This is a genomic window from Escherichia sp. WS3227_2, assembly GCF_046486495.1.
GTDB lineage: Bacteria > Pseudomonadota > Gammaproteobacteria > Enterobacterales > Enterobacteriaceae > Escherichia > Escherichia coli.
In genome coordinates, this window is the sequence record NZ_JBJQLG010000005.1 from 70,260 (window position 1) to 95,960 (window position 25,701).

The window sequence follows — 25,701 nt, forward strand, 5'->3', positions numbered from 1 at the left end:
TTAAACTCCTTAAGCGATACGAGCAAAGGACGTGGGAGAAAGTGCGTCGCAGAACGTTTCGACGTCGCTGACCCAGCCAAAAAAGGTTTCGATATTGAACAACGCGGCCTTCTGTGCAAATTCCGGCCCCGCCTGGTGTGTTGCGTCTTCCAGCACCACGCCGAAATACTCCAGAAAAAAGCCGTCGCGTAGCGTCGATTCGACGCAGACGTTGGTAGCGATACCGGTGAAAACCAGATAGCGTATTCCGCGGCTGCGCAAAATGCTGTCCAGCGGTGTATTGAAGAAACCGCTGTAGCGCGGCTTAGGCAGCACAATATCGCCAGGCTGCGGCACCAGTTCATCCACCAGTTGATAATCCCAGGAGCCTTTCGCCAGCAATTTCCCCTGTAGCTGCGGCTGCTTACGCATGGTTTTCAGGGCGTTCGATTTATGAAAATTCGGTGAGCCGGGGCCGCCAGCCTCGACATACTGTTCATCCCAGCCATTTTGAAACCAGATGATCAGCATCCCTGCTGCTCGTGCCGCGGTCACGGCGGTTTGAATGTTGGCAATGACCGGGCGAGTGGTTGAGACATCAAACCCGGCGAGATCTAAGTAGCCGCCTGGCGTGGCATAAGCGTTTTGCATATCCACCACGATCAGCGCACTTTGCTGCGGATCGAAGGTAATGGCTTCCGGTCGAGCGGTTAAGATTGTCATCATGCCACCTCCTGAGTCAGCGCAGGGAGATGGGCGCGGCACTGCATCAGTGGTTGAATGCGCTCGCCGAAGGTTTCGATTCCCGACAGAAAATCATCGAAGGTCAACAGCACGCCTTCGGCACCAGGCACGCTTGCGACTTCATCTAACATGCGAGCGACACTGGCGTAAGAACCGACTAACGTCCCCATGTTGATGTTTACCGCCGAAGTGGGATCGGCCATCTGACGGACGTTGGTGTCAGTACCGGAGCGGGTATCTTTCTGACTTTGTTCGGTTAGCCAGCTTAACGCCTCTTCATCCGCGCCCGCTTTGTAGTGTTCCCATTTGGTGCGAGCGGCATCGTCGGTTTCGTCGGCAATCACCATAAACAACACATAAGAGCCAACGTCGCGCCCGGTTTGCTCTGCGGCCTGTTTCATCCGCGCAGCGGTCGGGGCGAAAGCCGTGGGTGTATTTACGCCTTTGCCGAAACAGAAGTTGAAATCGGCATACTGAGCGGAGAACGCCATGCCAGCGTCGCTTTGCCCGGCGCAGATCACTTTCATGGGTACGCTCGGTTGCGGGCTGACGCGACAATCATTCATGGTGAAAAAATCGCCTTTAAAATCGCTTTTGCCCGTGCCCCACAGGTCGCGCAGCACCTGAACATATTCGGTGAGATAGTCGTAACGACGGGAGAAATAGTCATCGCCAGGCCAGATACCCATCTGCTCATACTCAGGCTTTTGCCAGCCAGTCACGAGGTTGACGCCAAAACGCCCGCCAGAGATGGAGTCAATGGTTGCGGCCATACGGGCGACGATTGCCGGAGGTAACGTTAAGGTGGCGGCAGTGGCGTAAATCTGAATGCGCGAGGTGACGGCCGCCAGCCCCGCCATCAAGGTGAACGACTCAAGGTTGTGATCCCAGAACTCAGTTTTGCCGCCAAAGCCACGCAGTTTGATCATCGACAGGGCGAAGTCGAAATGGTAGTGCTCCGCTTTTTGCACAATGGCTTTATTCAGTTCAAAGGTCGGCATGTACTGCGGCGCGTGGGTCGAAATGAGCCAGCCGTTGTTGCCAATAGGTACGAATACGCCAATTTTCATCATCAACCTCTCTTCGTCTCGTAAAGTGAAAGTCAGACGGGGCGCTGCATCCTGCATATCCTTTTCAGCCGCGTAATGGTTTGTTTGCAAAGCGGATGCCAGTTTTTAAAAAGTGAATGTTATTAATATGTTAATGTTAAGTTGTCTAAAATATCTGGAAAAAAGTGGACTAAACGGTCAAAACAGTTGCACATAAAACATGCATCCGTGCGCGATGAAAGTGCAGAAGGTCGAGGCCGGGCAGGGGTTTTGCTATCCTGTTGCCAATCTACAAGAGGGGAGAGCGCATGACGCAAGGCGCAGTGAAAACAACGGGTAAACGTTCGCGCGCAGTGAGCGCGAAGAAAAAAGCGATTCTTAGCGCAGCACTGGACACTTTTTCACAATTCGGTTTTCACGGCACAAGGCTGGAGCAGATCGCAGAGTTGGCGGGTGTTTCAAAAACCAATCTGCTGTATTACTTTCCGTCAAAAGAGGCGCTGTATATTGCCGTGCTGCGGCAGATTCTCGATATCTGGCTGGCACCGTTAAAAGCGTTTCGTGAAGATTTCGCCCCGCTGGCGGCGATCAAAGAGTACATCCGTCTGAAGCTGGAAGTCTCACGCGATTATCCGCAGGCTTCGCGCCTGTTCTGTATGGAGATGCTGGCAGGCGCGCCGCTGTTAATGGATGAACTGACGGGCGATTTGAAGGCATTAATTGATGAGAAATCGGCGCTGATTGCCGGTTGGGTAAAAAGCGGCAAACTCGCGCCGATTGACCCGCAGCATTTGATTTTTATGATTTGGGCTTCCACTCAACATTACGCCGATTTCGCCCCTCAGGTGGAGGCGGTGACAGGCGCGACGTTGCGCGATGAGGTATTTTTCAATCAAACGGTTGAAAACGTGCAGCGGATTATTGTTGAGGGGATTCGACCACGTTAAAGATGCCGGAGGAGGTTGTAACATCCTCCGGCTACCTGTTTAACCGATCGTCATTAAACTGGCGTTACCGCCAGCGGCAGCGGTATTCACACTCAGCGAGCGTTCGATATACAGCCGTTCCAGAAGGATATTGCTTTCGCCTCGGGCAAAACCCTGCACCGAAACAATTGCGCCATCCCGCGCGGCAACGGCTTCACACAATGCGCGAAGCTGATCCGAATCACCGTGGAAGATCACCGCATCAAAGGGTTGAGCGGTTATATTTTCCGCTTTCGCCAGTTGAATACGTTCGCTGACTGCCGATGGCAATGCCTTCACTAACTGACGATGCAGCGTGTCATCCGGCCACAGTACCTGGCTGCCCACCGCCAGCACGGCGGCGAGCTGAGTCAGCGCATCCTGTTCATCATCCGCAATACACAACACGCGCTCACGCGGCAGCAGCGTCCAGGTGTTGCGTTCACCCGTCGGCCCTGGCAGCAATCGTTGTGTTCCTGCCTGCGCCAGCTCGCCATATTGCGTACATAACGCCTGCAATTCTGGACGGTTTGCCGCCCATTCCCGCAGTGCATTTAGCGGCTGAGTCAATGCGGCTTTCAACTGCACATCGACCGGATACTCTGCATCCTGACGCGCGAGCGTCACTGCCAGTGCACTTTCCGGGCGATTCGCCAGCAGACGGTAGAGATAGAGCGGACCGCCTGCTTTCGGCCCGGTACCGGACAACCCTTCGCCGCCGAACGGCTGCACACCCACCACTGCGCCCACCATATTACGGTTAACGTACAGGTTACCGACATGCGCCGAGCCAGTGACCTGGGCGATGGTTTCATCAATACGCGTATGAACGCCAAGCGTCAGACCATAACCGGAAGCGTTAATCTGCTCGATCAGCTCCGGCAGCTGGTTACGGTTATAACGCACCACATGCAGCACCGGACCAAAGACCTCTTTTTGCAATTCGGCAAAATCATCCAGTTCGATCAGCGTCGGGGCGACAAAGGTGCCACTTTGCCATTCACGGGCATCTTCACTGTTTTCCCGCACCGCCTGGAACACCGGACGGCCTTTGCTACGCATGGTCTGAATATGACGCTCGATATTGGCTTTCGCTTCGCTATCAATCACCGGACCGATATCGGTGGTCAGGCGACCCGGATTACCCATCCGGCATTCGGCCATTGCGCCGCGCAGCATTTTCAACGTGTGGTCGGCAATCTCATCTTGCAGGCACAGCACGCGCAGTGCCGAACAACGCTGACCCGCACTGTCGAACGCCGAGGCCAGCACATCTATTACGACTTGTTCGGTCAGTGCTGAAGAATCGACAATCATCGCGTTCATGCCGCCGGTTTCAGCGATGAGCGGAATAGGGCGACCCTGAGCGTCCAGGCGGCTGGCGATATTGCGTTGCAGTAACGTAGCGACTTCGGTTGATCCGGTAAACATCACCCCGCGCACGCGATCATCACCCGTCAGTTGCGCGCCCACGGTTTCCCCCCGACCTGGCAGCAATTGCACCACGCCTGGCGGTACACCCGCTTCCAGCAAAATGGCGATCCCTTGCGCGGCAATCAGCGGCGTTTGTTCTGCCGGTTTTGCCAGCACGCTGTTACCTGCCGCCAGTGCAGCAGCAATCTGCCCGGTGAAAATAGCCAGCGGGAAGTTCCACGGACTGATACACACCACAGGCCCTAATGGACGGTGGGTTTCGTTAGCGAAATCATCCCGCACCTGTCCGGCGTAGTAGTGGAGAAAATCGACCGCTTCGCGCACTTCGGCAATGGCGTTACTGAAGGTTTTTCCGGCCTCACGCACCAGAATACCAATCAGTTGCTGCATCTGGCTTTCCATCAGCACGGCAGCGCGATGCAAAATTGCCGCGCGTTCAGCCGGAGGCGTGGCAAACCAGATTGGTGCGTTATTAACCGCACTTTCCAGCGCCTGTTCTACTTCACGCGGCGTGGCTTCACGCACAAAGCCCACAATATCTTTCGGTTCCGCAGGGTTAATAACGGGCGACATCTCACCTGCCGCTACCGGTTGTTCCAGTATTGGCAAGGCCTGCCATTTTTGCAGTGCACTATTGAGCAGGGCAGAAGAGAGGGATGCCAGCCGGTGTTCGTTAGCGAGATCCAGCCCTGCCGAGTTGTCGCGCCCGTGACCGTAAAGATCGCGCGGCAGGGGAATTTTCGGATGCGGTAATCCAGTTTGCCCTTCCTGTTGCGCCAGTTTTTCTACAGCAGTGACCGGATCGGCGACCAGTTCATCCAGTGGCAAAGAGGTGTCGGCAATACGGTTAACAAACGAGGTGTTAGCACCGTTTTCCAGCAGGCGGCGCACCAGATACGCCAGCAGCGTTTCATGTGTGCCAACTGGGGCATAAATACGACACGGACGGTTAAGTTTGCCGTCGGCAACTTTCCCGGTGACCTGCTCATACAGTGGCTCGCCCATACCATGCAGGCACTGGAACTCGTACTGACCCGGATAGTAGTTTTGACCTGCCAGTTGATAAATTGCCGCCAGCGTATGGGCGTTGTGCGTCGCGAACTGCGGGTAGATTAGATTCGGCACCGCCAGCAGCTTTTTCGCACAGGCGAGATATGAAACGTCGGTATACACCTTGCGGGTATAAACCGGATAACCTTCAAGGCCGTCCATCTGCGCGCGCTTGATTTCACTATCCCAGTACGCGCCTTTCACCAGGCGAATCATCAGACGGCGACGGCTGCGGGTGGCGAGATCAATCAGGTAATCAATCACCAGTGGGCAGCGTTTTTGATAAGCCTGAATAACAAAACCGATGCCGTTCCAGCCTGCCAGTTCCGGCTCGAAACAGAGTTTTTCCAGCAGATCGAGGGAGATCTCCAGACGATCGGCCTCTTCGGCATCGATGTTAATACCAATATCGTACTGACGCGCCAGCAGGGTGAGTGATTTCAGACGTGGGTAAAGCTCTTCCATTACCCGGTCATACTGGGCGCGGCTGTAACGCGGATGCAGCGCCGACAGCTTGATTGAAATGCCCGGACCTTCATAGATGCCACGACCATTGGACGCTTTACCAATGGCGTGAATCGCCTGCTGATAGGAAACCATATACGCCTGTGCATCTGCGGCGGTCAGCGCGGCTTCGCCCAGCATATCGTAGGAGTAACGGAAACCTTTCTCTTCCAGCTTGCGGGCGTTGGCTAACGCTTCCGCGATGGTTTCGCCAGTGACGAACTGCTCGCCCATCAGGCGCATCGCCATATCCACACCTTTGCGGATCAGCGGTTCACCGCTCTTACCGATAATGCGGTTCAGCGAGCGGGAGAGGCTGGCTTCGTTATGGGTGGAAACCAGTTTGCCAGTAAACAGCAGCCCCCAGGTGGCGGCATTAACAAACAGGGACGGGCTACGACCAATGTGTGACTGCCAGTTACCGTTGCTGATTTTGTCGCGAATTAACGCGTCGCGGGTGGCTTTGTCGGGAATACGCAACAACGCTTCTGCCAGACACATCAGCGCCACGCCTTCCTGCGATGACAGCGAAAACTCCTGCAATAACCCCTGGACCATACCTGCGCGACCACTGGCATTTTTTTGATTACGCAGTTTATCGGCCAGTTGATATGCCAGTTTATGCGCCTGTTCAGCAACTGGCTGCGGCAGGCGGGCTTGTTCCAGCAGCATCGAAACCGCTTCGGTTTCCGGACGGCGATAGGCAGCGGTGATCGCGGCGCGGGAAACCGACTGGGGCAAAATTTGCTCGGCAAAGTCGAGGAAAGGCTGGTGTGGTTCCTCTGCCGGAGTCGGTGCTTCATCGCTCTCATTGGCAGCGCCAGAAAGCAGCGCAGGTAGCTCCGGAAGAGTATCGCTGTTTTCCAGTTGTTCGAGATAAGAAAAAATCGCCTGCTTAATTAACCAGTGTGGCGTGCGATCGATACGTGTCGCGGCAGACTTAATACGCTCACGCGTCGCGTCGTCCAGCTTAACCCCCATGGTGGTGGTTCCCATGCCATTACTCCTGTTGTTCTGAAAGGTGCAACTTAACGTTATCGTGAAATATCCATGATGTTGCAACTTTGTGCAACCATGTTAAATGTGACCTGCGTAGCAAGCTTAAAAATGAATGAAATGTTAATAAAAGAAATCGATATGACAGGGATTAAAAAAATAACTCAGACTTTTTCTCTGCGGCAGTTAACATTTTTGAAAGGTGCAACCGCAAAAAATGTGAGAGAGTGCAACCTGATGAAAAATAGTGTCGCTGAGCACTAAAATTTAATGTAAATGGTGTGTTAAATCGATTGTGAATAACCAGCGCTTCCGGCAGGATACGGTCGCCCTGGTAAAACATAAACTCTGTTACCCCGTTCCGGTGGCAGATATAACGGCAAGTTTCGACATTGCCGATAATAATTTTTTGGAGACTTTAGATGGCTATTAGCACACCGATGTTGGTGACATTTTGTGTCTATATCTTTGGCATGATATTGATTGGGTTTATCGCCTGGCGATCAACGAAAAACTTCGACGACTATATTCTGGGCGGTCGTAGCCTTGGGCCATTCGTGACGGCATTATCGGCGGGTGCATCGGATATGAGCGGCTGGCTGTTAATGGGGTTGCCGGGCGCTGTTTTTCTTTCCGGGATTTCCGAAAGCTGGATCGCCATTGGCCTGACATTAGGCGCGTGGATTAACTGGAAGCTGGTGGCCGGGCGGTTGCGTGTGCATACCGAATACAACAATAACGCCTTGACATTGCCGGATTATTTCACCGGGCGCTTTGAAGATAAAAGCCGTATTTTGCGCATTATCTCCGCGCTGGTGATTTTGCTGTTCTTCACCATTTATTGCGCTTCGGGCATCGTGGCAGGCGCGCGTCTGTTTGAAAGTACCTTTGGCATGAGCTACGAAACGGCTCTGTGGGCGGGCGCTGCGGCGACGATCCTTTACACCTTTATTGGCGGTTTCCTCGCGGTGAGCTGGACTGACACTGTACAGGCCAGCCTGATGATTTTTGCCCTGATCCTGACGCCGGTTATCGTCATTATCAGTGTCGGTGGCTTTGGTGACTCGCTGGAAGTAATCAAACAAAAGAGCATCGAAAACGTGGATATGCTCAAAGGGCTGAACTTTGTTGCCATTATCTCGCTGATGGGCTGGGGACTGGGTTACTTCGGGCAGCCGCACATCCTGGCGCGTTTTATGGCGGCGGATTCTCACCACAGCATTGTCCATGCGCGTCGTATCAGTATGACCTGGATGATCCTCTGCCTGGCAGGGGCGGTGGCTGTCGGCTTCTTTGGTATTGCTTACTTTAATGAGCACCCGGCGGTAGCAGGTGCGGTAAACCAGAACGCTGAACGCGTGTTTATCGAACTGGCGCAAATTCTGTTTAACCCGTGGATTGCCGGGATTCTGCTGTCGGCGATTCTGGCGGCGGTAATGTCAACCTTAAGTTGCCAGCTGCTGGTATGTTCCAGTGCGATTACCGAAGATTTATACAAAGCGTTTCTGCGTAAACATGCCAGCCAGAAAGAGCTGGTGTGGGTAGGGCGTGTGATGGTGCTGGTGGTGGCGCTGGTGGCGATTGCGCTGGCGGCGAACCCGGAAAACCGCGTGCTTGGCTTAGTGAGCTACGCGTGGGCAGGCTTTGGCGCGGCGTTTGGTCCGGTGGTGCTGTTCTCGGTGATGTGGTCACGCATGACGCGCAACGGTGCGCTGGCGGGGATGATCATCGGTGCGCTGACGGTTATCGTCTGGAAGCAGTTCGGCTGGCTGGGACTGTACGAAATTATTCCGGGCTTCATCTTCGGCAGTATCGGGATTGTAGTGTTTAGTTTGCTGGGTAAAGCGCCGTCAGCGGCGATGCAAAAACGCTTTGCCGAGGCCGATGCGCACTATCATTCGGCTCCGCCGTCACGGTTGCAGGAAGGGTAAGCTGAAGAGCAATAATTTATCTTTTGCTTTTTAATCCGAATGTTCCCTGCCATGCCGTATAAATTGCCTGGCAGGGAGTGTTCGGGGGCAATTGCTATTTGCCACCTGGCTCAGATGAACAAAATTGCCGCTATCGGTACCTTCAGCTTATGTCCTGCGGCTGGTAGGTTGGGCGAGATAGTGTGGATTCGACATATTCCCGCTCTTGTTCAGCCACGCCAGTTTTTTCGCGCCTTGTACCGTCAATCCGCTCAATTTCAGGTAGGATCTGGAAGTAGACCACTGGAAGCCGCGTCCTTTACTCCACTTGTGGGCTCCCCCTGCGCGGTCACGATCCTCCTGGCTCATATTCGCCCATTGCACGATGTCCCCGAAGGTGAAAGAGACACATTTCTGCGGCCCTTTCAGCTTCAACTCACCCAGGGCGGTAAGCCCGTCGTTCTTCAGGTAGTTCCTGGCAGTAGTCCGCGAGAGGTTTCTTTTCTTACACCACTTTTCTAAATAACCAACCGGTTTTCGCACATGCTTGTCTAAGGCTGCCCACTGGCGGATATGTTCAAGGGTGAATTTGGCATATTCATGCGGCCCGTTTACCTTTACCTCTCCCGCGTAGTTCAGGCCGTGATCGGTCAGGTAATTCCTGGCATTTTTGATATTAAAATGATTGTGCGTACACCATCCTTGAACTCCCCCTAGATCGTTTCGCGCCTGCTGGTCCATCGCCGCCCATTTTCGCATGTCGTCGACAGTCAATTTAACATATTGCTGTGGCTCGTCCGCCTCTGGCTGGTCCTCGGTGGTCTGCCTGGTGTTGTTTATGTCGTCATTTGCATTATTTGGTGGGAAGTTGCTTGTATTACACGATTGCTGTAATTCCCCATCGTTACGCCACGCCAGCGGGGACATATTTCCAAATTCTCGCATGCCGTTGTTGGTAATGTGTGTTTCTTCTCCTCCGTATTGTTGGGCCGGGGAGTAGCGAGCTGCTTCATGCACCCTGTTTTGACTTTCATCCGTGAGTATTGGCCGTACGGACCAGAGATCAAATGTTCCATACTGACTGCGTGACATCAGTGTTGTGACGATGGAGTGAAACAGCTCAAGAGCAATATTTGTGCTGGTGCATACACCGTTCTTACTGACTGCAATTTTCACGAGATTGCCCGAGTTGTCATGCTCTTGCGTCTTCGTGAAGGTGATGGTGAAACCGGCAACATCGAAGGTGAACGGTTCAGGAAGTTGCAGATCATTTGCATTTACCACCGGTTGAAACTGATGTCGATGTAGTTCGGTTGTCATCGCAACAGCCAGCAAGTGAACCTCTTCAGGAACCAGTGGAGTAACAGCCATGCCCGTGCTGTAGTCCGCATCCCTTTTGATATAATTATTCATCTGCACCAGAAGCGACAAAGTTTCCAGACAACTACTCGGGAGTTGCTGCGGTGGAATATAGGTTGCTGCGCTCGTATTGAGGTTGGATATTGGTCTCATGTCATGCTCTCCGTATCCTTACAGGGTTAATGATTCGTATTAAGTCGTAGCCATCCGCATGGCTCCGGGCGATTCAGTCTGCGCACCAGGATGTACACTTCGGATGCGTTCTTGATGTAGTAATCAATCCGCTCATTCTGGTGTTAATGGTGTAACTACGAAAGCACCCGTAAAAAGCAGGAGGAATGCCAGTTATTGGCGAATTTACAATGCTGCCATCGGGGTGAGTTTCATGAAGATTGTTATTTTTTTTACGCCTTGAATCATCGCGGTAAATAATAATTTCTTCCTGTGTTTCATAAAGTACGTAGTTACAATTATTCGTGAGCCTTGTTGTTAATTCGATGTTAGCCCTTGGCCAGAGGGAAAATTAACGCGTAAGATTTTCAAATTCATCGACCGAGAAATAGATGGATTATATGCTCGACCCTAATTACAGGGTTCATCTGAAAACAGTGGCGTCTCATCTTATTCCTTCTCTTTCTGTATTCAATACTAGTGGGGTTGTAATAATATAGTAAAAAATCGTGAGTAAAAAGCTTTGATTAATTATCAGCTTATTGATTTTTATGTATTAGTGTGTTTGATGATTGATTTTCACGAGAATCTCTTACTTTTGGTTAAGATTTCTATTTTTATTCTATGTGACTTTTTTAATTCGCATCCTGCTTCGTTTTATCGTGATGTAGAATTGTATATAGCATTAGCCATAAAATGATATCACTGGAAATATAATAAGGAGGATTATAGTTTTTGGGGTTAATTACGCACTATCAAAAATCGCTCATTCCAGGCTTAAATACACGTTTTCTCCTGTTTAGGTTGGGGCGAAAAATTCGATGAGGAGATGAGGTATAATTTTATTCACAACCTTATCACTATCTATTAATAAGCAAAAAACAACGTTCTTTTGTGAAACGACAAAATGAAAATTCAACCCTTCGGGGCACGCTGCAGCGAGTTTGTCGCCACCAACATTCGTGCAAGCTTCATCTGCCGGGCGAAAAGTCAGCTAAATACCTTAAAATAATCGCTTTTATCTCCTGATTTGATCTCCTCGTTTTTACATTCCAACATCATTTTATAAACATTCCGCTTGTATTTTTCTTTACCGTAATGATAATCGATATCACTGCGATTTACTTTTCTTTGCATAGATTGACTCAGAAAAACGTTTAAGGGTGGGTGGCATGTTTGTTCCGTTTCTCATTATGTTGCGCGAAGGACTTGAAGCCGCGCTGATTGTCAGTTTGATTGCCAGCTATCTTAAGCGTACCCAGCGAGGCCGATGGATTGGTGTGATGTGGATTGGCGTGCTGTTTGCCGCTGCGTTGTGCCTGGGCTTGGGTATCTTCATTAACGAAACCACCGGCGAATTTCCGCAAAAAGAACAGGAACTGTTTGAAGGTATCGTGGCGGTGATCGCCGTGGTGATCCTTACCTGGATGGTTTTCTGGATGCGCAAAGTGTCGCGCAACGTCAAAGTGCAACTGGAACAGGCAGTCGATAGCGCATTGCAGCGTGGAAATCATCATGGCTGGGCGCTGGTGATGATGGTCTTTTTTGCCGTTGCAAGGGAAGGGCTGGAGTCGGTCTTTTTCCTGCTGGCGGCATTTCAACAAGATGTCGGGATCTGGCCGCCGCTGGGTGCAATGCTCGGTCTTGCTACAGCCGTGGTGCTCGGCTTCCTGCTCTACTGGGGCGGTATTCGCCTCAATCTTGGTGCATTTTTTAAATGGACCAGCCTGTTTATTCTCTTCGTCGCCGCAGGGCTGGCAGCTGGTGCTATTCGCGCATTTCATGAAGCCGGATTGTGGAACCACTTTCAGGAAATCGCCTTCGATATGAGCGCGGTGCTGTCAACTCACTCGCTGTTTGGCACGCTGATGGAAGGGATTTTTGGCTATCAGGAAGCGCCAAGTGTCAGCGAAGTCGCCGTCTGGTTTATTTATCTCATCCCGGCGCTGGTGGCATTTGCCCTGCCACCACGCGCAGGGGCGACAGCGTCTCGCTCCGCGTAGCAAATACGACGCAAACTCTTGCTTAGTTACAACATACTTTAAAGGGATAGTCTCGTCATGACCATTAACTTCCGCCGTAACGCATTGCAGTTGAGCGTGGCTGCGCTGTTTTCTTCTGCTTTTATGGCTAACGCCGCTGATGTGCCGCAGGTCAAAGTGACCGTGACGGATAAGCAGTGCGAACCGATGACCATTACGGTTAACGCCGGGAAAACACAGTTCATTATTCAGAACCACAGCCAGAAGGCGCTGGAGTGGGAGATCCTCAAAGGCGTGATGGTGGTGGAAGAGCGAGAAAATATCGCCCCTGGCTTTAGCCAGAAAATGACGGCGAATTTACAGCCTGGCGAATACGATATGACCTGCGGTCTGCTGACTAACCCGAAAGGGAAGTTGATTGTCAAAGGTGAGGCAACGGCGGATGCGGCGCAAAGTGATGCGCTGTTAAGTCTTGGTGGTGCAATTACTGCATATAAAGCGTATGTCATGGCGGAAACCACGCAGCTGGTGGCCGACACCAAAGCCTTTACCGACGCGATTAAAGCAGGCGATATCGAAAAAGCGAAAGCACTGTATGCACCGACGCGCCAGCACTATGAGCGCATTGAACCGATTGCTGAACTGTTCTCCGATCTGGATGGCAGTATTGACGCCCGTGAAGATGATTACGAGCAAAAAGCCGCCGATCCAAAATTCACCGGTTTCCACCGTCTGGAAAAAGCATTGTTTGGCGACAACACCACCAAAGGGATGGATAAGTATGCCGACCAGCTTTATACCGATGTGGTCGATTTGCAAAAACGCATCAGTGAACTGGCTTTCCCACCTTCAAAAGTGGTCGGCGGTGCAGCCGGACTGATTGAGGAAGTGGCAGCCAGCAAAATCAGCGGTGAAGAAGATCGCTACAGCCACACCGATCTGTGGGATTTCCAGGCTAACGTTGAAGGCTCGCAGAAAATTGTCGATCTACTGCGTCCACAACTGCAAAAAGCCAACCCGGAACTGTTGGCAAAAGTCGATGCCAACTTTAAAAAGGTCGATACCATTCTGGCGAAATACCGTACTAAAGACGGTTTTGAAACCTACGACAAATTGACCGATGCCGACCGGAATGCACTGAAAGGACCGATTACTGCGCTGGCGGAAGATCTGGCGCAACTTCGCGGTGTGCTGGGACTGGATTAAACGTTATGCAGTATAAAGATGAAAACGGCGTGAATGAACCGTCACGCCGACGTTTACTGAAAGGGATTGGTGCACTGGCGCTGGCGGGAAGTTGTCCGGTCGCTCATGCACAAAAAACGCAAAGTGCGCCGGGTACGCTTTCACCGTATGCACGCAATGAGAAACAGCCGTTTTATGGTGAGCATCAGGCAGGGATCCTGACACCACAACAGGCTGCAATGATGCTGGTGGCGTTTGATGTGCTTGCCAGCGATAAAGCCGATCTTGAACGGTTGTTTCGCTTGTTGACTCAGCGTTTTGCTTTTCTGACTCAGGGCGGAGCGGCACCAGAAACGCCAAATCCGCGCCTGCCACCACTCGATTCCGGCATTCTTGGCGGCTACATTGCGCCCGATAATCTCACCATCACGTTATCGGTGGGTCACTCATTGTTTGATGAGCGCTTTGGCCTTGCGCCACAGATGCCAAAAAAGTTGCAGAAGATGACGCGTTTCCCTAATGACTCGCTGGATGCGGCGTTATGTCATGGTGATGTGTTGCTACAAATTTGCGCCAACACCCAGGATACGGTGATCCATGCGCTGCGCGATATCATCAAACACACGCCGGATTTGCTCAGTGTGCGCTGGAAGCGGGAAGGGTTTATTTCCGATCACGCGGCGCGTAGTAAAGGCAAAGAGACGCCGATAAATTTGCTGGGTTTCAAAGACGGCACTGCCAATCCCGATAGCCAGAATGATAAGTTGATGCAACAAGTGGTGTGGGTGACGGCAGATCAGCAGGAGCCTGCGTGGACAATCGGCGGCAGCTACCAGGCGGTGCGGTTGATTCAGTTTCGGGTGGAGTTTTGGGACAGAACGCCACTGAAAGAACAGCAGACGATTTTTGGTCGCGACAAACAAACCGGTGCGCCGCTGGGAATGCAGCATGAGCATGATGTTCCCGATTACGCCAGCGATCCGGAGGGGAAGGTGATTGCGCTGGACAGCCATATCCGGCTGGCGAATCCCCGCACGCCAGAGAGTGAGTCCAGCCTGATGCTGCGTCGTGGCTACAGTTATTCGTTGGGCGTCACCAACTCCGGACAACTGGATATGGGGCTACTGTTTGTCTGTTACCAACACGATCTGGAAAAAGGCTTCCTGACAGTACAAAAAAGGCTCAATGGCGAAGCGCTGGAGGAATACGTTAAACCTATCGGCGGCGGTTATTTTTTTGCGCTGCCGGGGGTGAAGGACACGAACGATTATCTGGGAAGGGCGCTATTACAGGTTTGAACGACGCAAATATGCCCGATGCGCAGGTTTATCGGGCATGAGTTTGGTGCACAAATTATTAATCACTTGTAGGTCGGGTAAGGCGTTCACGCCGCATCCGGCAAGCTTTTACCAGTACTGCGAATCCTGCTGAAAGCACACAGCTTTTTTCATCTCTGTCATCACTCTGTCATCTTTCCAGTAGAAACTAATGTCACCGAAATGGGTGTTTATCGTTAAATATAAGTGAATATATTGTTGCAATGAATGCGAGATCTGTTGTACTTATTAAGTAGCAGCGGAAGTTCCCGGCAGTGATAGTCAGTCACTATGGAGATCGCGGATGGTAACGTCCTGTACTGGACATGTTTTAGATAATCAGCGCGCCACCACTCGCGGAGATTTCTCCTCCGGTAGTCATCTCGTCACTTTGTATTTTCAACCTCATCCTTTCTTTTCATGTGTTACCGACGCCGTAAACGGTGCGCGTAGCCGTTTTTCGGCATTTTATCCAAAAGCAAACTATGGCTTACAAGGAAGCCAACCCTCTGATGTTCGTGCGCATAATCGCGCTGCCAACGGCGCGTGTGATGAATACAAACAACTCAAGGTGCTCTCCATGGGAAGACAAAAAGCAGTGATCAAAGCTCGTCGCGAGGCAAAACGTGTGCTGAGACGGGATTCGCGCAGCCATAAGCAGCGTGAAGAAGAATCGGTCACCTCGCTTGTGCAGATGAGCGGCGTAGAAGCCATTGGTATGGCCCGCGACAGTCGCGATACCTCGCCCATCCTCGCGCGAAATGAAGCGCAATTGCACTATCTGAAGGCTATTGAGAGTAAGCAGCTGATATTCGCCACGGGCGAAGCCGGGTGCGGAAAAACCTGGATCAGCGCAGCAAAAGCGGCAGAGGCCCTGATACATAAGGATGTCGACAGGATTATCGTCACCCGTCCAGTTCTGCAAGCCGATGAAGATCTTGGCTTCTTACCTGGAGATATCGCAGAAAAGTTTGCTCCCTATTTTCGTCCGGTCTACGACGTGCTGGTCCGGCGCTTAGGGGCTTCCTTTATGCAGTACTGCCTGCGACCGGAAATAGGGAAGGTGGAAATTGCGCCGTTCGCCTATATGCGTGGACGTACCTTTGAAAATGCAGTCGTCATTCTTGACGAGGCGCAGAATGTGACTGCCGCGCAAATGAAAATGTTTTTAACCCGCCTCGGGGAGAACGTGACGGTTATCGTCAACGGTGATATCACGCAATGCGATTTGCCTCGCGGCGTGCGCTCCGGATTAAGTGACGCGCTGGAACGTTTCGAAGAAGATGAAATGGTCGGGATCGTCCGATTCGGTAAAGAGGATTGCGTACGTTCGGCACTTTGCCAACGTACGCTACATGCATACAGTTAAGTGTATTATCGGCGCAGAGCCCGGGCGAACCGGGCTTTGTTTTATTTCATTAACAGCAAAGACTTTCACTTCAGGTTAACGTTCTGGGGGCGACTTTGAGCGTGTTGATAAGCTGAAATGAATTCTGGTTTAGATACTTTTACCAGGCATTTTTCGTCATAGCACGCGACCAATGTAATGCCGCCAGCGCGGAGAGTTTTTTGCCTATCTTTTTCCAGCCATTCAACCTGTACAGGAGGTCTGGTGCCAATTTTGCGTATGAGGTTTAATCAACAATGGGCCAAAATTTGACTGACTGATTAACACCGAATATATTCTCCTGATTTTATTTTTTAGGGATAATATTAAAAATATAAGGTTAATCTTAATTAAATTTTTGGCTAATATTGTGTGTTGTTATTTTTTGTGGACGGCAAGCCGCAATGGCAAAATAGGTATGGTTGTAATAATCAAAACATGATACTAACTATATATAGATCGTTGAATTGTTGGCATGTAACTCGCTACAGCGAGTAGCGTTAGTAATGAAATATAATCAACATGGATAGGTGAAGATTAATTATGAGCTTTATGGTTTTTGTAACTTGTTTGACAATTGCATTTGCCGCCGGTTTTGCTGTTGCCAGAAAATTGACACTCCGAAAAGTTGCCTCATCGGTAATCATCACTAGATCGCAACCAGTCCCTTCCTCTGCAACTTCCCCTGCGGCTAAGACGTCGACAAGGAGCTATACACCGCAGAAAACCTATCGTGACTCTCGTTGGCAAGAACGAGATGAGTTGTTCCAGGGAATGGTTGCCGAAGGTATTTTATTGGAAGGAAAAGAGTGGTTAATTACGCGTTGTGAAAAAATCTATTTTGATAATCTGGAGAAATGGTTTGGACATTATTGTCATATCCATTGCCAGGTCTCTCTGGGGCGCTTGATCAACTTTCCAGAACAACCCGAGTTTAGCGAAGAAGAAAGAAAGCGTTTCTTTGCAATTTATAATGGAATGGCAATGGATTATGTTCTGGTTTCAAAGAAGAACAATAAAATAGTCTGTGTTATTGAGCTGGATGATCCGAGTCATGAAAGGGCAGATCGCATTATTCGTGACCGTTGGTTGAATACGATTATGACTATTGCACGGGTGCCTTTTGTACGAGCTTCTGTCACTAAATTGGATGAAATCCCTCCGGTCTGGGATACCCGTGACAAAATGCGCCCATTAGCCGCGGCGACAAAGGGTGAACCGTTGCATTAACTAAGTACCCCGGTCGGGGCTTCTCATCCCCCTGTGTGTGCAATATACGAAAAAAAAGCCCGTACCTTCGTACGAGCTCTTCTTTAAAGATGGCGGTGAGGGGGGGATTGACTCGCTTCGCTCGCCCTGCGGGCAGCCCGCTCACTGCGTTCACGGTCTGTCCAACTGGCTGTCGCCAGTTGTCGAACCCCGGTCGGGGCTTCTCATCCCCCTGTGTGTGCAATATACGAAAAAAAAGCCCGTACCTTCGTACGAGCTCTTCTTTAAAGATGGCGGTGAGGGGGGGATTCGAACCCCCGATACGTTGCCGTATACACACTTTCCAGGCGTGCTCCTTCAGCCACTCGGACACCTCACCAAATTGTTGTTCCTGTCTTGCTGGAACGGGCGCTAATTTAGGGAAATCATGACCTGAGGTCAACAAACTTTTTTAAAAAATCGCGCGTTTATTCAAACTTCAATCAATATGCAGTTTTAATAAGCGAAATCTGCTTTTTTTGCCACCGACCACGGATTTGTTATGCTGGTGGCTTTTGTAGATCATAACGATAAGTGCGAATAAATTTCGCGCAACGCTTTTCGGGAGTCAGTATGGACATCATCTTTTATCACCCAACGTTCGATACCCAATGGTGGATTGAGGCACTGCGCAAAGCTATTCCTCAGGCAAGAGTCAGAGCATGGAAAAGCGGAGATAATGACTCTGCTGATTATGCTTTAGTCTGGCATCCTCCAGTTGAAATGCTGGCAGGGCGCGATCTTAAAGCGGTGTTCGCACTCGGGGCCGGTGTTGATTCTATTTTGAGCAAGCTACAGGCACACCCTGAAATGCTGAAGCCTTCTGTTCCACTTTTTCGCCTGGAAGATACCGGTATGGGCGAGCAAATGCAGGAATATGCTGTCAGTCAGGTGCTGCATTGGTTTCGACGTTTTGACGATTATCGCATCCAGCAAAATAGTTCGCATTGGCAACCGCTTCCTGAATATCATCGGGAAGATTTTACCATCGGCATTTTGGGCGCAGGCGTACTGGGCAGTAAAGTTGCACAGAGTCTGCAAACCTGGCGCTTCCCGCTGCGTTGCTGGAGTCGAACCCGTAAATCGTGGCCTGGCGTGCAAAGTTTTGCCGGACGGGAAGAACTTTCTGCATTTCTGAGCCAATGCCGGGTATTGATTAATCTGTTACCGAATACCCCTGAAACCGTCGGCATTATTAATCAACAATTACTCGAAAAATTACCGGATGGCGCGTATCTCCTCAACCTGGCGCGTGGTGTTCATGTCGTGGAAGATGACCTTCTCGCGGCGCTGGATAGCGGCAAAGTTAAAGGTGCAATGCTGGATGTCTTTAATCGCGAACCCTTACCGCCGGAAAGTCCGCTCTGGCTACATCCTGGCGTGGCGATAACACCACATGTCGCCGCGATTACCCGTCCCGCTGAAGCTGTGGAGTACATTTCTCGCACTATTGCCCAGCTCGAAAAAGGGGAGAGGGTCTGCGGGCAAGTCGACCGAGCACGCGGCTACTAATAAAGCATCAGGTTTCCTGCTATCCTTGGCGGGAATTGAATACAGGAGAGAGTTATGTATCCCGTCGACCTTCATATGCATACCGTTGCTAGCACGCATGCATATAGCACATTGAGTGATTACATTGCCCAGGCCAAACAAAAGGGCATTAAACTTTTTGCGATCACCGATCATGGCCCGGATATGGAAGATGCGCCGCATCACTGGCACTTCATTAACATGCGTATCTGGCCGCGAGTGGTTGATGGAGTAGGGATCCTGCGCGGCATCGAAGCTAACATTAAAAATGTTGACGGTGAAATTGACTGCAGTGGCAAAATGTTTGATTCGCTGGATCTGATTATTGCCGGTTTTCATGAGCCGGTGTTTGCGCCGCATGACAAAGCGACCAATACGCAAGCGATGATCGCCACTATCGCCAGCGGCAATGTGCATATAATAAGCCATCCCGGAAATCCGAAATATGAAATAGATGTTAAAGCCGTTGCTGAAGCAGCTGCGAAACATCAGGTGGCGCTGGAAATCAATAATTCCTCATTTTTACACTCACGTAAGGGCAGTGAAGACAACTGTCGTGCGGTAGCCGCAGCGGTACGTGACGCTGGAGGTTGGGTGGCATTAGGCTCGGATTCTCACACCGCGTTTACCATGGGTGAATTTGAAGAGTGTCTTAAAATCCTCGACGCGGTAGATTTTCCGCCAGAGCGCATTTTGAATGTTTCTCCGCGCCGCTTACTGAACTTCCTTGAATCTCGCGGTATGGCACCGATTGCGGAATTTGCAGACCTTTAATTACTAGTAATGGAAATATATTAATGAACGAGTTTTCTATCCTCTGTCGTGTGCTGGGTTCGCTCTATTACCGCCAACCACAAGATCCTTTACTGGTGCCGCTGTTTACCCTGATTCGTGAGGGGAAACTGGCTGCGAACTGGCCACTGGAGCAGGATGAGTTACTGACGCGTTTACAGAAAAGCTGTGATATGACGCAAGTCTCTGCCGATTACAATGCGTTGTTTATCGGCGATGAATGTGCTGTGCCGCCATATCGTAGTGCATGGGTTGAGGGCGCGACGGAAGCGGAAGTGCGCACTTTTCTTTCCGAACGAGGGATGCCATTAGCGGATACGCCAGCCGATCACATCGGTACATTGCTGCTCGCGGCTTCCTGGCTGGAAGATCAGTCAACGGAAGATGAGAGCGAAGCACTGGAAACACTGTTCAGTGAGTATCTGTTACCCTGGTGTGGTGCGTTCCTCGGCAAAGTGGAGGCTCATGCAACCACGCCTTTCTGGCGCACCATGGCACCGCTAACCCGCGATGCCATTAGTGCAATGTGGGACGAGCTGGAAGAAGATTCTGAAGAGTAAATGTGATCTGCATCACTCATAACTGCAACAGATAATTTGTTGTTGCATAAAATGTGTGCTCGATCTCATTCATGGCCGCGTTTTCTGCTATCATGCGCGGCATGAACATACTTCTCTCTATTGCAATCACAACAGGCATTCTCTCCGGTATCTGGGGATGGGTGGCTGTTTCCCTGGGCTTACTAAGCTGGGCGGGCTTCCTGGGCTGTACGGCCTACTTTGCCTGCCCGAAAGGTGGGCTGAAAGGGCTGGCGATCTCCGCTGCAACCCTGCTTAGTGGCGTGGTGTGGGCGATGGTCATTATTTACGGTAGTGCACTGGCACCACATCTGGAAATTCTCGGTTATGTCATAACCGGTATTGTCGCGTTTCTGATGTGTATTCAGGCCAAACAGCTGCTGCTTTCATTTGTTCCGGGAACGTTTATAGGCGCATGCGCGACGTTTGCCGGGCAGGGTGACTGGAAACTGGTGTTACCTTCGCTGGCGCTCGGGTTGATATTTGGTTACGCAATGAAAAACAGCGGCTTGTGGCTGGCGGCGCGTAGTACGAAGACCGCTCACCGTGAGCAGCAAATCAAAAATAAAGCGTGAGGGGCACTCACGCTTTCGCTTAAACAGTAAAATGCCGGATGATAATTCCGGCATTTTTATCTATCAGGATTCCGGTGGAACCGACATATGGCGGTATTTCACCAGAATGTCATTCTGCCGTTCTGCTTTGTTCTGCAAATCCCAAAGACCGCGGTCGATACCATCATTAATCAGGAAAATGACGCCTGTTTCGATAGCCGACATCAGGCACAGCATAACGGGTTCGTTCGAGGTGTAACCCACTTCCCCTTCCAGCAAGCGCTGGTAGTCAATAAAGCGGAAGACCCCCGCCTGAACTTCATAGGAAAGTATCGTCTTACTGGTGTTCACCGAGGAGAGGATCTCACCGGTACTCACATTGACGACACGCAGGTTCACGGCAATCTGATCAAGCTGGTATTGCGTGTCGGCACCGATCCCAAAATATCTTGCCCCAACACCGCCCGATTTAACGTTGCTTTCATAACCGATAATCGAACCTTCAACCATGATATTTGCCGCCGTTAAAGATTGCAGCGGGATTCGGTTATTAATGGCAACCGTGCCGTTTTCTTGTGCCGCACGAATAATCTTGCGCTCGTTAAGCAGGTTTTGTAAGCCCTGGCGCTCCAGCGGTATAAACCAGCGAGAATCTTTCAATGCCGTGACCAGCATTGCCGTGGCGCTTTGCGGAACAGCAGTGGAGAAGTTACTTGCCGGGTAAGGTTTAAATTGCCCGGTTTCGTCCTGAATGTTGTATACCGAAACAAAGATCTTACCCGTCGGCGCTGGCAGATGGGTCAAATCTTTGTAGCTCTGAGCACGAGGCATTAATGTCGGTCTGGCGGCTTCTTTAGGCGGGGCGGTTAAGCATCCGCTCAGTAACATGACGGCAACCAAAAGAAATAAGCGCTGCATGATTATTTTCCTTATGAAGCTGGGGCTTAAAAATCGGTTGAGTTATTTTGTAAACCCGAAACCTGGATGGTCGAGGTTTGTCCGGTTTTACGATCTGTCACGTTCAACTGCAATTGACCATCGCGGTTAGCAATATCAACAATATAATCGTTGGTCACCATGCGGCCCGGTTTACCGGTATTAATATTCGACAGTAGCCCACCTAAAATTTGTGACTGGATGGCCTGAGTAAAGTTATCTAACGCTGAGGGTGTTTCAATACCATAGTCATCGTTATAGCTCGGATCTTTATACGAGTTTTGTGCCTGGGCGCTATTTAATAAAAAAGCGCCATTATTTGGGTTACCACCAAAGTTTGGATTACGGAACTGAAAAGTCATGGTTCCAGCCCAACTTAATGGCGAAATAAGCATGAGTAGAACTACTGCATGTTTGACACGCATTGCAGCCTCCGAACAATTTTTTATTTAGAATTCATCATGCGCCAAATCGCCCGTACTTAATAACGCCTGATTTATCTGGCGACGATTTAGTGCTTCTTCAGTTTGAATCAGTGCAAAGACGACAGTTTTTTCGAAGTCTCTTTTCAACGGGAATAAAAAAGTCTGGAAAATAACGTCCTGATTGACCGTTATAGTGATCCAGCTTCCCCATCGTGCACTGGGCCTTTCATTAATCGTTAAGTTACCCGTATAGTCACTTTCCCATTTATCACTAAAGGCTCGGTAAAAATCATGGCCAATAGATGAAACAGTATGGTCAGTTAACAATCCCGGGACTTCTACCTCAACGGCGTGAAGATTCCCTGCGGCGAACAGAAATTCTGCCGCCACAATCCAGCGTAAATAACGTTTCATGGCTTTATCGCCTGAGGTTATCGTTTGCCCAGGAAACCGCTTGTGTCCGGTTTTTTACGGCTATCTTCTTGAAAAGATTATAAAGATGCGTTTTAACCGTATTTTCGCTGATGAACAACGAACGAGCGATCTCGTTATTAGACGCGCCGATACGCAGCTTATTCAGGATCTCTTTTTCCCGATGAGTAAGGAGGGCTGATTCCGTGCTGTTATAACGATAGTTACCCGAATGCGTAATCAGGTAACTGGCAAGCTTTTGCGTAAAGTAGCATTCGCCGCGCAGGACGCCTTGCAACCCATTGACAACACGTTCTTGATCCTCCATGGCATAAAAAACGCCGTTGATATGAGGCCAGTTTTCAATGTCGCGGTACGGGTAATCTTCAGGCGTATTTAGCAACAATATTTTGATATTGTTGTTTTTCCTGCTCAAAGTATCCTGCCAATAATGGATAAGCTTTTTATCCGCTTCCATCATATCCAGAAGAATAATAGAGCCTGAAGATATATCGTCCAGAGAACGTTGAATATTATGTAATTTTCCTGTAATTGCCAGCGATTGTTTAAGGTGCTGCAAGAGAGCTGTCGCCTGCAAAGAAGGTTTGGTGATCAACAATAATGTATGACCATGAATACTATGGACTTCATTAAACATGATGAAACCCCGCTTTTTTTATTGATCGCACACCTGACAGCTGCCTCTAAAATAGAAGCACCAGAAGTACTGACAGATGTTGCACTGCTGTGTGTAGTAATAAATCAGCCCTAAATGGGTAAAATATAAAACTAATGGATTACATCTGATTTCAATCTAGCCATTACAAATCTTAAATCAAGTGTTAAACATGTAACTAAATGTAACTCGTTATATTAAAATGTTAATCTTAAGGTTTTATTAAGTTTAGAAATGATAGAAAAGTTGTACATTTGGTTTTTATTGCACAATTTTAAAAAATCATACAAATGGTGCTAACTTACTAATAATGCATATAAAAAATATTTCGGTGTAGTCCTTTCGTCATGTAAAACGTTCTTGTTTTTTCTTCACACCTCCGTGGACAATTTTTTACTGCAAAAAGACGAGGTTTGTCACGGCTTGTGCGCAAGACATATCGCAGCAATCAGCGACGGGCAAGAAGAATGGCTGTCTGGTGATTTTTGATTGCGGAAAACGGAGATTTAAAAGAAAACAAAATATTTTTTTGCGTAGATAACAGCGTATTTACGTGGGTTTTAATACTTTGGTATGAACAAAAAAAGAAAAATACAACGCGCGGGTGAGTTATTAAAAATATTTCCGCAGACATACTTTCCATCGTAACGCAGCGTTAACAAAATACAGGTTGCGTTAACAACCAAGTTGAAATGATTTAATTTCTTAAATGTACGACCAGGTCCAGGGTGACAACATGAAAAACAAATTGTTATTTATGATGTTAACAATACTGGGTGCGCCTGGGATTGCAGCCGCAGCAGGTTATGATTTAGCTAATTCAGAATATAACTTCGCGGTAAATGAATTGAGTAAGTCTTCATTTAATCAGGCAGCCATAATTGGTCAAGCTGGGACTAATAATAGTGCTCAGGTACGGCAGGGAGGCTCAAAACTTTTGGCGGTTGTTGCGCAAGAAGGTAGTAGCAATCGGGCAAAGATTGACCAGACAGGAGATTATAACCTTGCATATATTGATCAGGCGGGCAGTGCCAACGATGCCAGTATTTCGCAAGGTGCTTATGGTAATACTGCGATGATTATCCAGAAAGGTTCTGGTAATAAAGCAAATATTACACAGTATGGTACTCAAAAAACGGCAATTGTAGTGCAGAGACAGTCGCAAATGGCAATTCGCGTGACACAACGTTAATTACTATTCGACTTTTAAATCAATCCGATGGGGGTTTTACATGAAACTTTTAAAAGTAGCAGCAATTGCAGCAATCGTATTCTCCGGTAGCGCTCTGGCAGGTGTTGTTCCTCAGTACGGCGGCGGTGGCGGTAACCACGGTGGTGGCGGTAATAACAGCGGCCCGAATTCAGAGCTGAACATTTACCAGTACGGTGGCGGTAACTCTGCTCTTGCTCTGCAAGCTGACGCCCGTAACTCTGATCTGACCATTACCCAGCACGGCGGCGGTAACGGCGCAGATGTTGGCCAAGGTTCTGATGACAGCTCAATCGATCTGACTCAGCGTGGTTTCGGCAACAGCGCTACTCTTGATCAGTGGAATGGTAAAGATTCTACTATGACTGTTAAACAGTTCGGTGGCGGTAACGGTGCTGCTGTTGACCAGACTGCATCTAACTCCAGCGTTAACGTCACTCAGGTTGGCTTTGGTAACAACGCGACCGCTCATCAGTACTAATACATCCTCTGTATTAAAGAAACAGGGCGCAAGCCCTGTTTTTTTTCGGGAGAAGAATATGAATGCGTTATTACTCCTTGCGGCACTTTCCAGTCAGATAACCTTTAATACGACCCAGCAAGGGGATATGTACACCATTATTCCTGAAGTCACTCTTACTCAATCTTGTCTGTGCAGAGTACAAATATTGTCCCTGCGCGAAGGCAGTTCAGGGAAAAGTCAGACGAAGCAAGAAAAGACCCTCTCATTGCCTGCTAATCAACCCATTGCTTTGACGAAGTTGAGTTTAAATATTTCCCCGGACGATCGGGTGAAAATAGTTGTTACTGTTTCTGATGGACAGTCACTTCATTTATCACAACAATGGCCGCCCTCTTCAGAAAAGTCTTAATTTGTTGAAATATCGAGCATAAGATGAATCTGGAGAGAATGGTCTGCTGCGGATCAGCCAACCTGAAAGTATGGATAACACAACCCTCAAGGATGACTAATCATTGAGGAAATAGAATAAATGTTCAGACCTTTTTTAGACTCTCTCATGCTCGGCAGTATGTTTTTTCCTTTTATTGCCATCGCAGGAAGCAGCGCGCAAGGGGGCGTGATCCACTTTTATGGCCAAATTGTGGAACCGGCATGTGACGTCAGCACCCAGTCATCACCCGTAGAAATGAACTGCCCACAGAATGGCTCTGTTCCGGGCAGAACCTATTCCAGCAAAGCGTTAATGAGCGGCAATGTCAAAAACGCGCAAATAGCCTCAGTAAAAGTGCAGTATCTTGATAAACAGAAAAAGCTGGCTGTAATGAACATCGAATATAACTAAGTTTCT

The 25,701-nt window shown here is 49.6% G+C and carries 24 protein-coding genes and 1 tRNA gene; 16 read left to right on the forward strand and 9 right to left on the reverse strand.

The genetic code is table 11. The features are described 5' to 3' along the window. Nucleotides 1–9: 9 nt before the first annotated feature. Nucleotides 10–702, reverse strand: a complete 693-nt coding sequence (gene rutB, locus ACJHXB_RS08650; protein ID WP_024185248.1) for a peroxyureidoacrylate/ureidoacrylate amidohydrolase RutB — start codon at nt 700–702, stop codon at nt 10–12. After that, nucleotides 702–1,793 (reverse strand): pyrimidine utilization protein A, encoded by a 1,092-nt coding sequence (rutA, locus tag ACJHXB_RS08655; RefSeq protein WP_001605219.1) that lies wholly within the window; start codon nt 1,791–1,793, stop codon nt 702–704. Before rutA ends, rutB begins: the two co-directional genes overlap by 1 nt. A gap of 287 nt (nt 1,794–2,080) precedes the next feature. Between rutA and rutR the strand changes: the two genes are divergently transcribed. Further along, the gene (gene rutR, locus ACJHXB_RS08660) at nt 2,081–2,719 is read left to right on the forward strand and encodes an HTH-type transcriptional regulator RutR (protein ID WP_237998192.1); all 639 of its coding nucleotides are present in this window, start codon (nt 2,081–2,083) and stop codon (nt 2,717–2,719) included. 39 nt (nt 2,720–2,758) lie between these two features. Here rutR and putA read toward each other — a convergent pair whose 3' ends face one another. Beyond that, on the reverse strand, nt 2,759–6,721 hold the full coding sequence (putA, locus tag ACJHXB_RS08665) for a trifunctional transcriptional regulator/proline dehydrogenase/L-glutamate gamma-semialdehyde dehydrogenase (RefSeq protein ID WP_001469502.1): 3,963 nt from the start codon (nt 6,719–6,721) through the stop codon (nt 2,759–2,761). A 54-nt stretch (nt 6,722–6,775) separates the two neighbouring features. On the opposite strand from putA, the gene ACJHXB_RS08670 reads away from it, so the two are divergent. Both ACJHXB_RS08670 and putP read left to right on the forward strand, forming a co-directional pair. Next, nucleotides 6,776–6,985, forward strand: a complete 210-nt coding sequence (locus ACJHXB_RS08670; protein WP_000979516.1) for a hypothetical protein — start codon at nt 6,776–6,778, stop codon at nt 6,983–6,985. Between the two features lie 158 nt (nt 6,986–7,143). After that, nucleotides 7,144–8,652, forward strand: coding sequence for a sodium/proline symporter PutP (putP, locus tag ACJHXB_RS08675; protein ID WP_001018485.1), 1,509 nt, complete (start codon nt 7,144–7,146; stop codon nt 8,650–8,652). Nucleotides 8,653–8,799: 147 nt separating this feature from the next. On the opposite strand, the gene ACJHXB_RS08680 is transcribed toward putP, so the two are convergent. Continuing rightward, nucleotides 8,800–10,143, reverse strand: a complete 1,344-nt coding sequence (locus ACJHXB_RS08680) for a hypothetical protein (protein WP_001247486.1) — start codon at nt 10,141–10,143, stop codon at nt 8,800–8,802. Nucleotides 10,144–11,333: 1,190 nt separating this feature from the next. Here ACJHXB_RS08680 and efeU point away from each other — a divergent pair. The 5 genes from efeU to ACJHXB_RS08705 all read left to right on the forward strand — a co-directional run bounded on the left by efeU (nt 11,334) and on the right by ACJHXB_RS08705 (nt 17,261). Beyond that, on the forward strand, nt 11,334–12,164 hold the full coding sequence (gene efeU, locus ACJHXB_RS08685; RefSeq protein WP_000497935.1) for an iron uptake transporter permease EfeU: 831 nt from the start codon (nt 11,334–11,336) through the stop codon (nt 12,162–12,164). Nucleotides 12,165–12,221: 57 nt separating this feature from the next. Next, complete coding sequence (gene efeO / locus ACJHXB_RS08690) at nt 12,222–13,349, forward strand: iron uptake system protein EfeO (protein ID WP_000154392.1); 1,128 nt, start codon at nt 12,222–12,224, stop codon at nt 13,347–13,349. A 5-nt stretch (nt 13,350–13,354) separates the two neighbouring features. After that, the gene (gene efeB / locus ACJHXB_RS08695) at nt 13,355–14,626 is read left to right on the forward strand and encodes an iron uptake transporter deferrochelatase/peroxidase subunit (protein ID WP_001199465.1); all 1,272 of its coding nucleotides are present in this window, start codon (nt 13,355–13,357) and stop codon (nt 14,624–14,626) included. A 598-nt stretch (nt 14,627–15,224) separates the two neighbouring features. Then, a complete protein-coding gene (phoH, locus tag ACJHXB_RS08700) occupies nt 15,225–16,013 on the forward strand; it encodes a phosphate starvation-inducible protein PhoH (protein ID WP_000533536.1) in 789 nt (262 codons plus the stop codon). Between the two features lie 561 nt (nt 16,014–16,574). Next, on the forward strand, nt 16,575–17,261 hold the full coding sequence (locus ACJHXB_RS08705) for a DUF2726 domain-containing protein (RefSeq protein ID WP_001605227.1): 687 nt from the start codon (nt 16,575–16,577) through the stop codon (nt 17,259–17,261). Nucleotides 17,262–17,531: 270 nt separating this feature from the next. Here the strand turns inward: ACJHXB_RS08705 and ACJHXB_RS08710 are convergent. Further along, nucleotides 17,532–17,619: transfer RNA gene (locus tag ACJHXB_RS08710), tRNA-Ser, on the reverse strand. Between the two features lie 233 nt (nt 17,620–17,852). Here ACJHXB_RS08710 and ghrA point away from each other — a divergent pair. The 4 genes from ghrA (at nt 17,853) to ACJHXB_RS08730 (ending at nt 20,754) form a co-directional block, all read left to right on the forward strand. After that, nucleotides 17,853–18,791, forward strand: coding sequence for a glyoxylate/hydroxypyruvate reductase GhrA (gene ghrA / locus ACJHXB_RS08715; RefSeq protein ID WP_000351297.1), 939 nt, complete (start codon nt 17,853–17,855; stop codon nt 18,789–18,791). A 54-nt stretch (nt 18,792–18,845) separates the two neighbouring features. Next, complete coding sequence (ycdX, locus tag ACJHXB_RS08720; RefSeq protein WP_000283664.1) at nt 18,846–19,583, forward strand: zinc-binding phosphatase; 738 nt, start codon at nt 18,846–18,848, stop codon at nt 19,581–19,583. 23 nt (nt 19,584–19,606) lie between these two features. After that, nucleotides 19,607–20,161 (forward strand): molecular chaperone YcdY, encoded by a 555-nt coding sequence (gene ycdY, locus ACJHXB_RS08725; RefSeq protein ID WP_001001926.1) that lies wholly within the window; start codon nt 19,607–19,609, stop codon nt 20,159–20,161. A gap of 101 nt (nt 20,162–20,262) precedes the next feature. After that, nucleotides 20,263–20,754 (forward strand): DUF1097 domain-containing protein, encoded by a 492-nt coding sequence (locus ACJHXB_RS08730; protein WP_032159295.1) that lies wholly within the window; start codon nt 20,263–20,265, stop codon nt 20,752–20,754. Between the two features lie 63 nt (nt 20,755–20,817). Here ACJHXB_RS08730 and csgG read toward each other — a convergent pair whose 3' ends face one another. The 4 genes from csgG to csgD are packed head-to-tail and all read right to left on the reverse strand — an operon-like array spanning nt 20,818 to nt 23,163. Then, on the reverse strand, nt 20,818–21,651 hold the full coding sequence (gene csgG / locus ACJHXB_RS08735; RefSeq protein WP_001189321.1) for a curli production assembly/transport protein CsgG: 834 nt from the start codon (nt 21,649–21,651) through the stop codon (nt 20,818–20,820). A gap of 26 nt (nt 21,652–21,677) precedes the next feature. Continuing rightward, on the reverse strand, nt 21,678–22,094 hold the full coding sequence (gene csgF, locus ACJHXB_RS08740) for a curli production assembly/transport protein CsgF (protein WP_001264096.1): 417 nt from the start codon (nt 22,092–22,094) through the stop codon (nt 21,678–21,680). A 24-nt stretch (nt 22,095–22,118) separates the two neighbouring features. Beyond that, the gene (gene csgE, locus ACJHXB_RS08745; RefSeq protein WP_000833288.1) at nt 22,119–22,508 is read right to left on the reverse strand and encodes a curli production assembly/transport protein CsgE; all 390 of its coding nucleotides are present in this window, start codon (nt 22,506–22,508) and stop codon (nt 22,119–22,121) included. 4 nt (nt 22,509–22,512) lie between these two features. Continuing rightward, on the reverse strand, nt 22,513–23,163 hold the full coding sequence (gene csgD, locus ACJHXB_RS08750) for a biofilm master transcriptional regulator CsgD (protein WP_000481500.1): 651 nt from the start codon (nt 23,161–23,163) through the stop codon (nt 22,513–22,515). 754 nt (nt 23,164–23,917) lie between these two features. Between csgD and csgB the strand changes: the two genes are divergently transcribed. The 4 genes from csgB to ACJHXB_RS08770 all read left to right on the forward strand — a co-directional run bounded on the left by csgB (nt 23,918) and on the right by ACJHXB_RS08770 (nt 25,695). Beyond that, entirely contained in the window at nt 23,918–24,373 is a 456-nt protein-coding gene (gene csgB, locus ACJHXB_RS08755) for a curli minor subunit CsgB (protein WP_001469343.1), read from the forward strand. Nucleotides 24,374–24,413: 40 nt separating this feature from the next. Next, the gene (gene csgA, locus ACJHXB_RS08760; protein WP_000771429.1) at nt 24,414–24,872 is read left to right on the forward strand and encodes a curli major subunit CsgA; all 459 of its coding nucleotides are present in this window, start codon (nt 24,414–24,416) and stop codon (nt 24,870–24,872) included. A 58-nt stretch (nt 24,873–24,930) separates the two neighbouring features. Next, complete coding sequence (csgC, locus tag ACJHXB_RS08765) at nt 24,931–25,263, forward strand: curli assembly chaperone CsgC (RefSeq protein WP_000992814.1); 333 nt, start codon at nt 24,931–24,933, stop codon at nt 25,261–25,263. A 120-nt stretch (nt 25,264–25,383) separates the two neighbouring features. Then, nucleotides 25,384–25,695 carry a type 1 fimbrial protein gene (locus tag ACJHXB_RS08770; protein WP_000489565.1) on the forward strand — a complete coding sequence of 104 codons (312 nt, stop codon included), beginning with the start codon at nt 25,384–25,386 and terminating at the stop codon, nt 25,693–25,695. Nucleotides 25,696–25,701 lie beyond the last annotated feature (6 nt).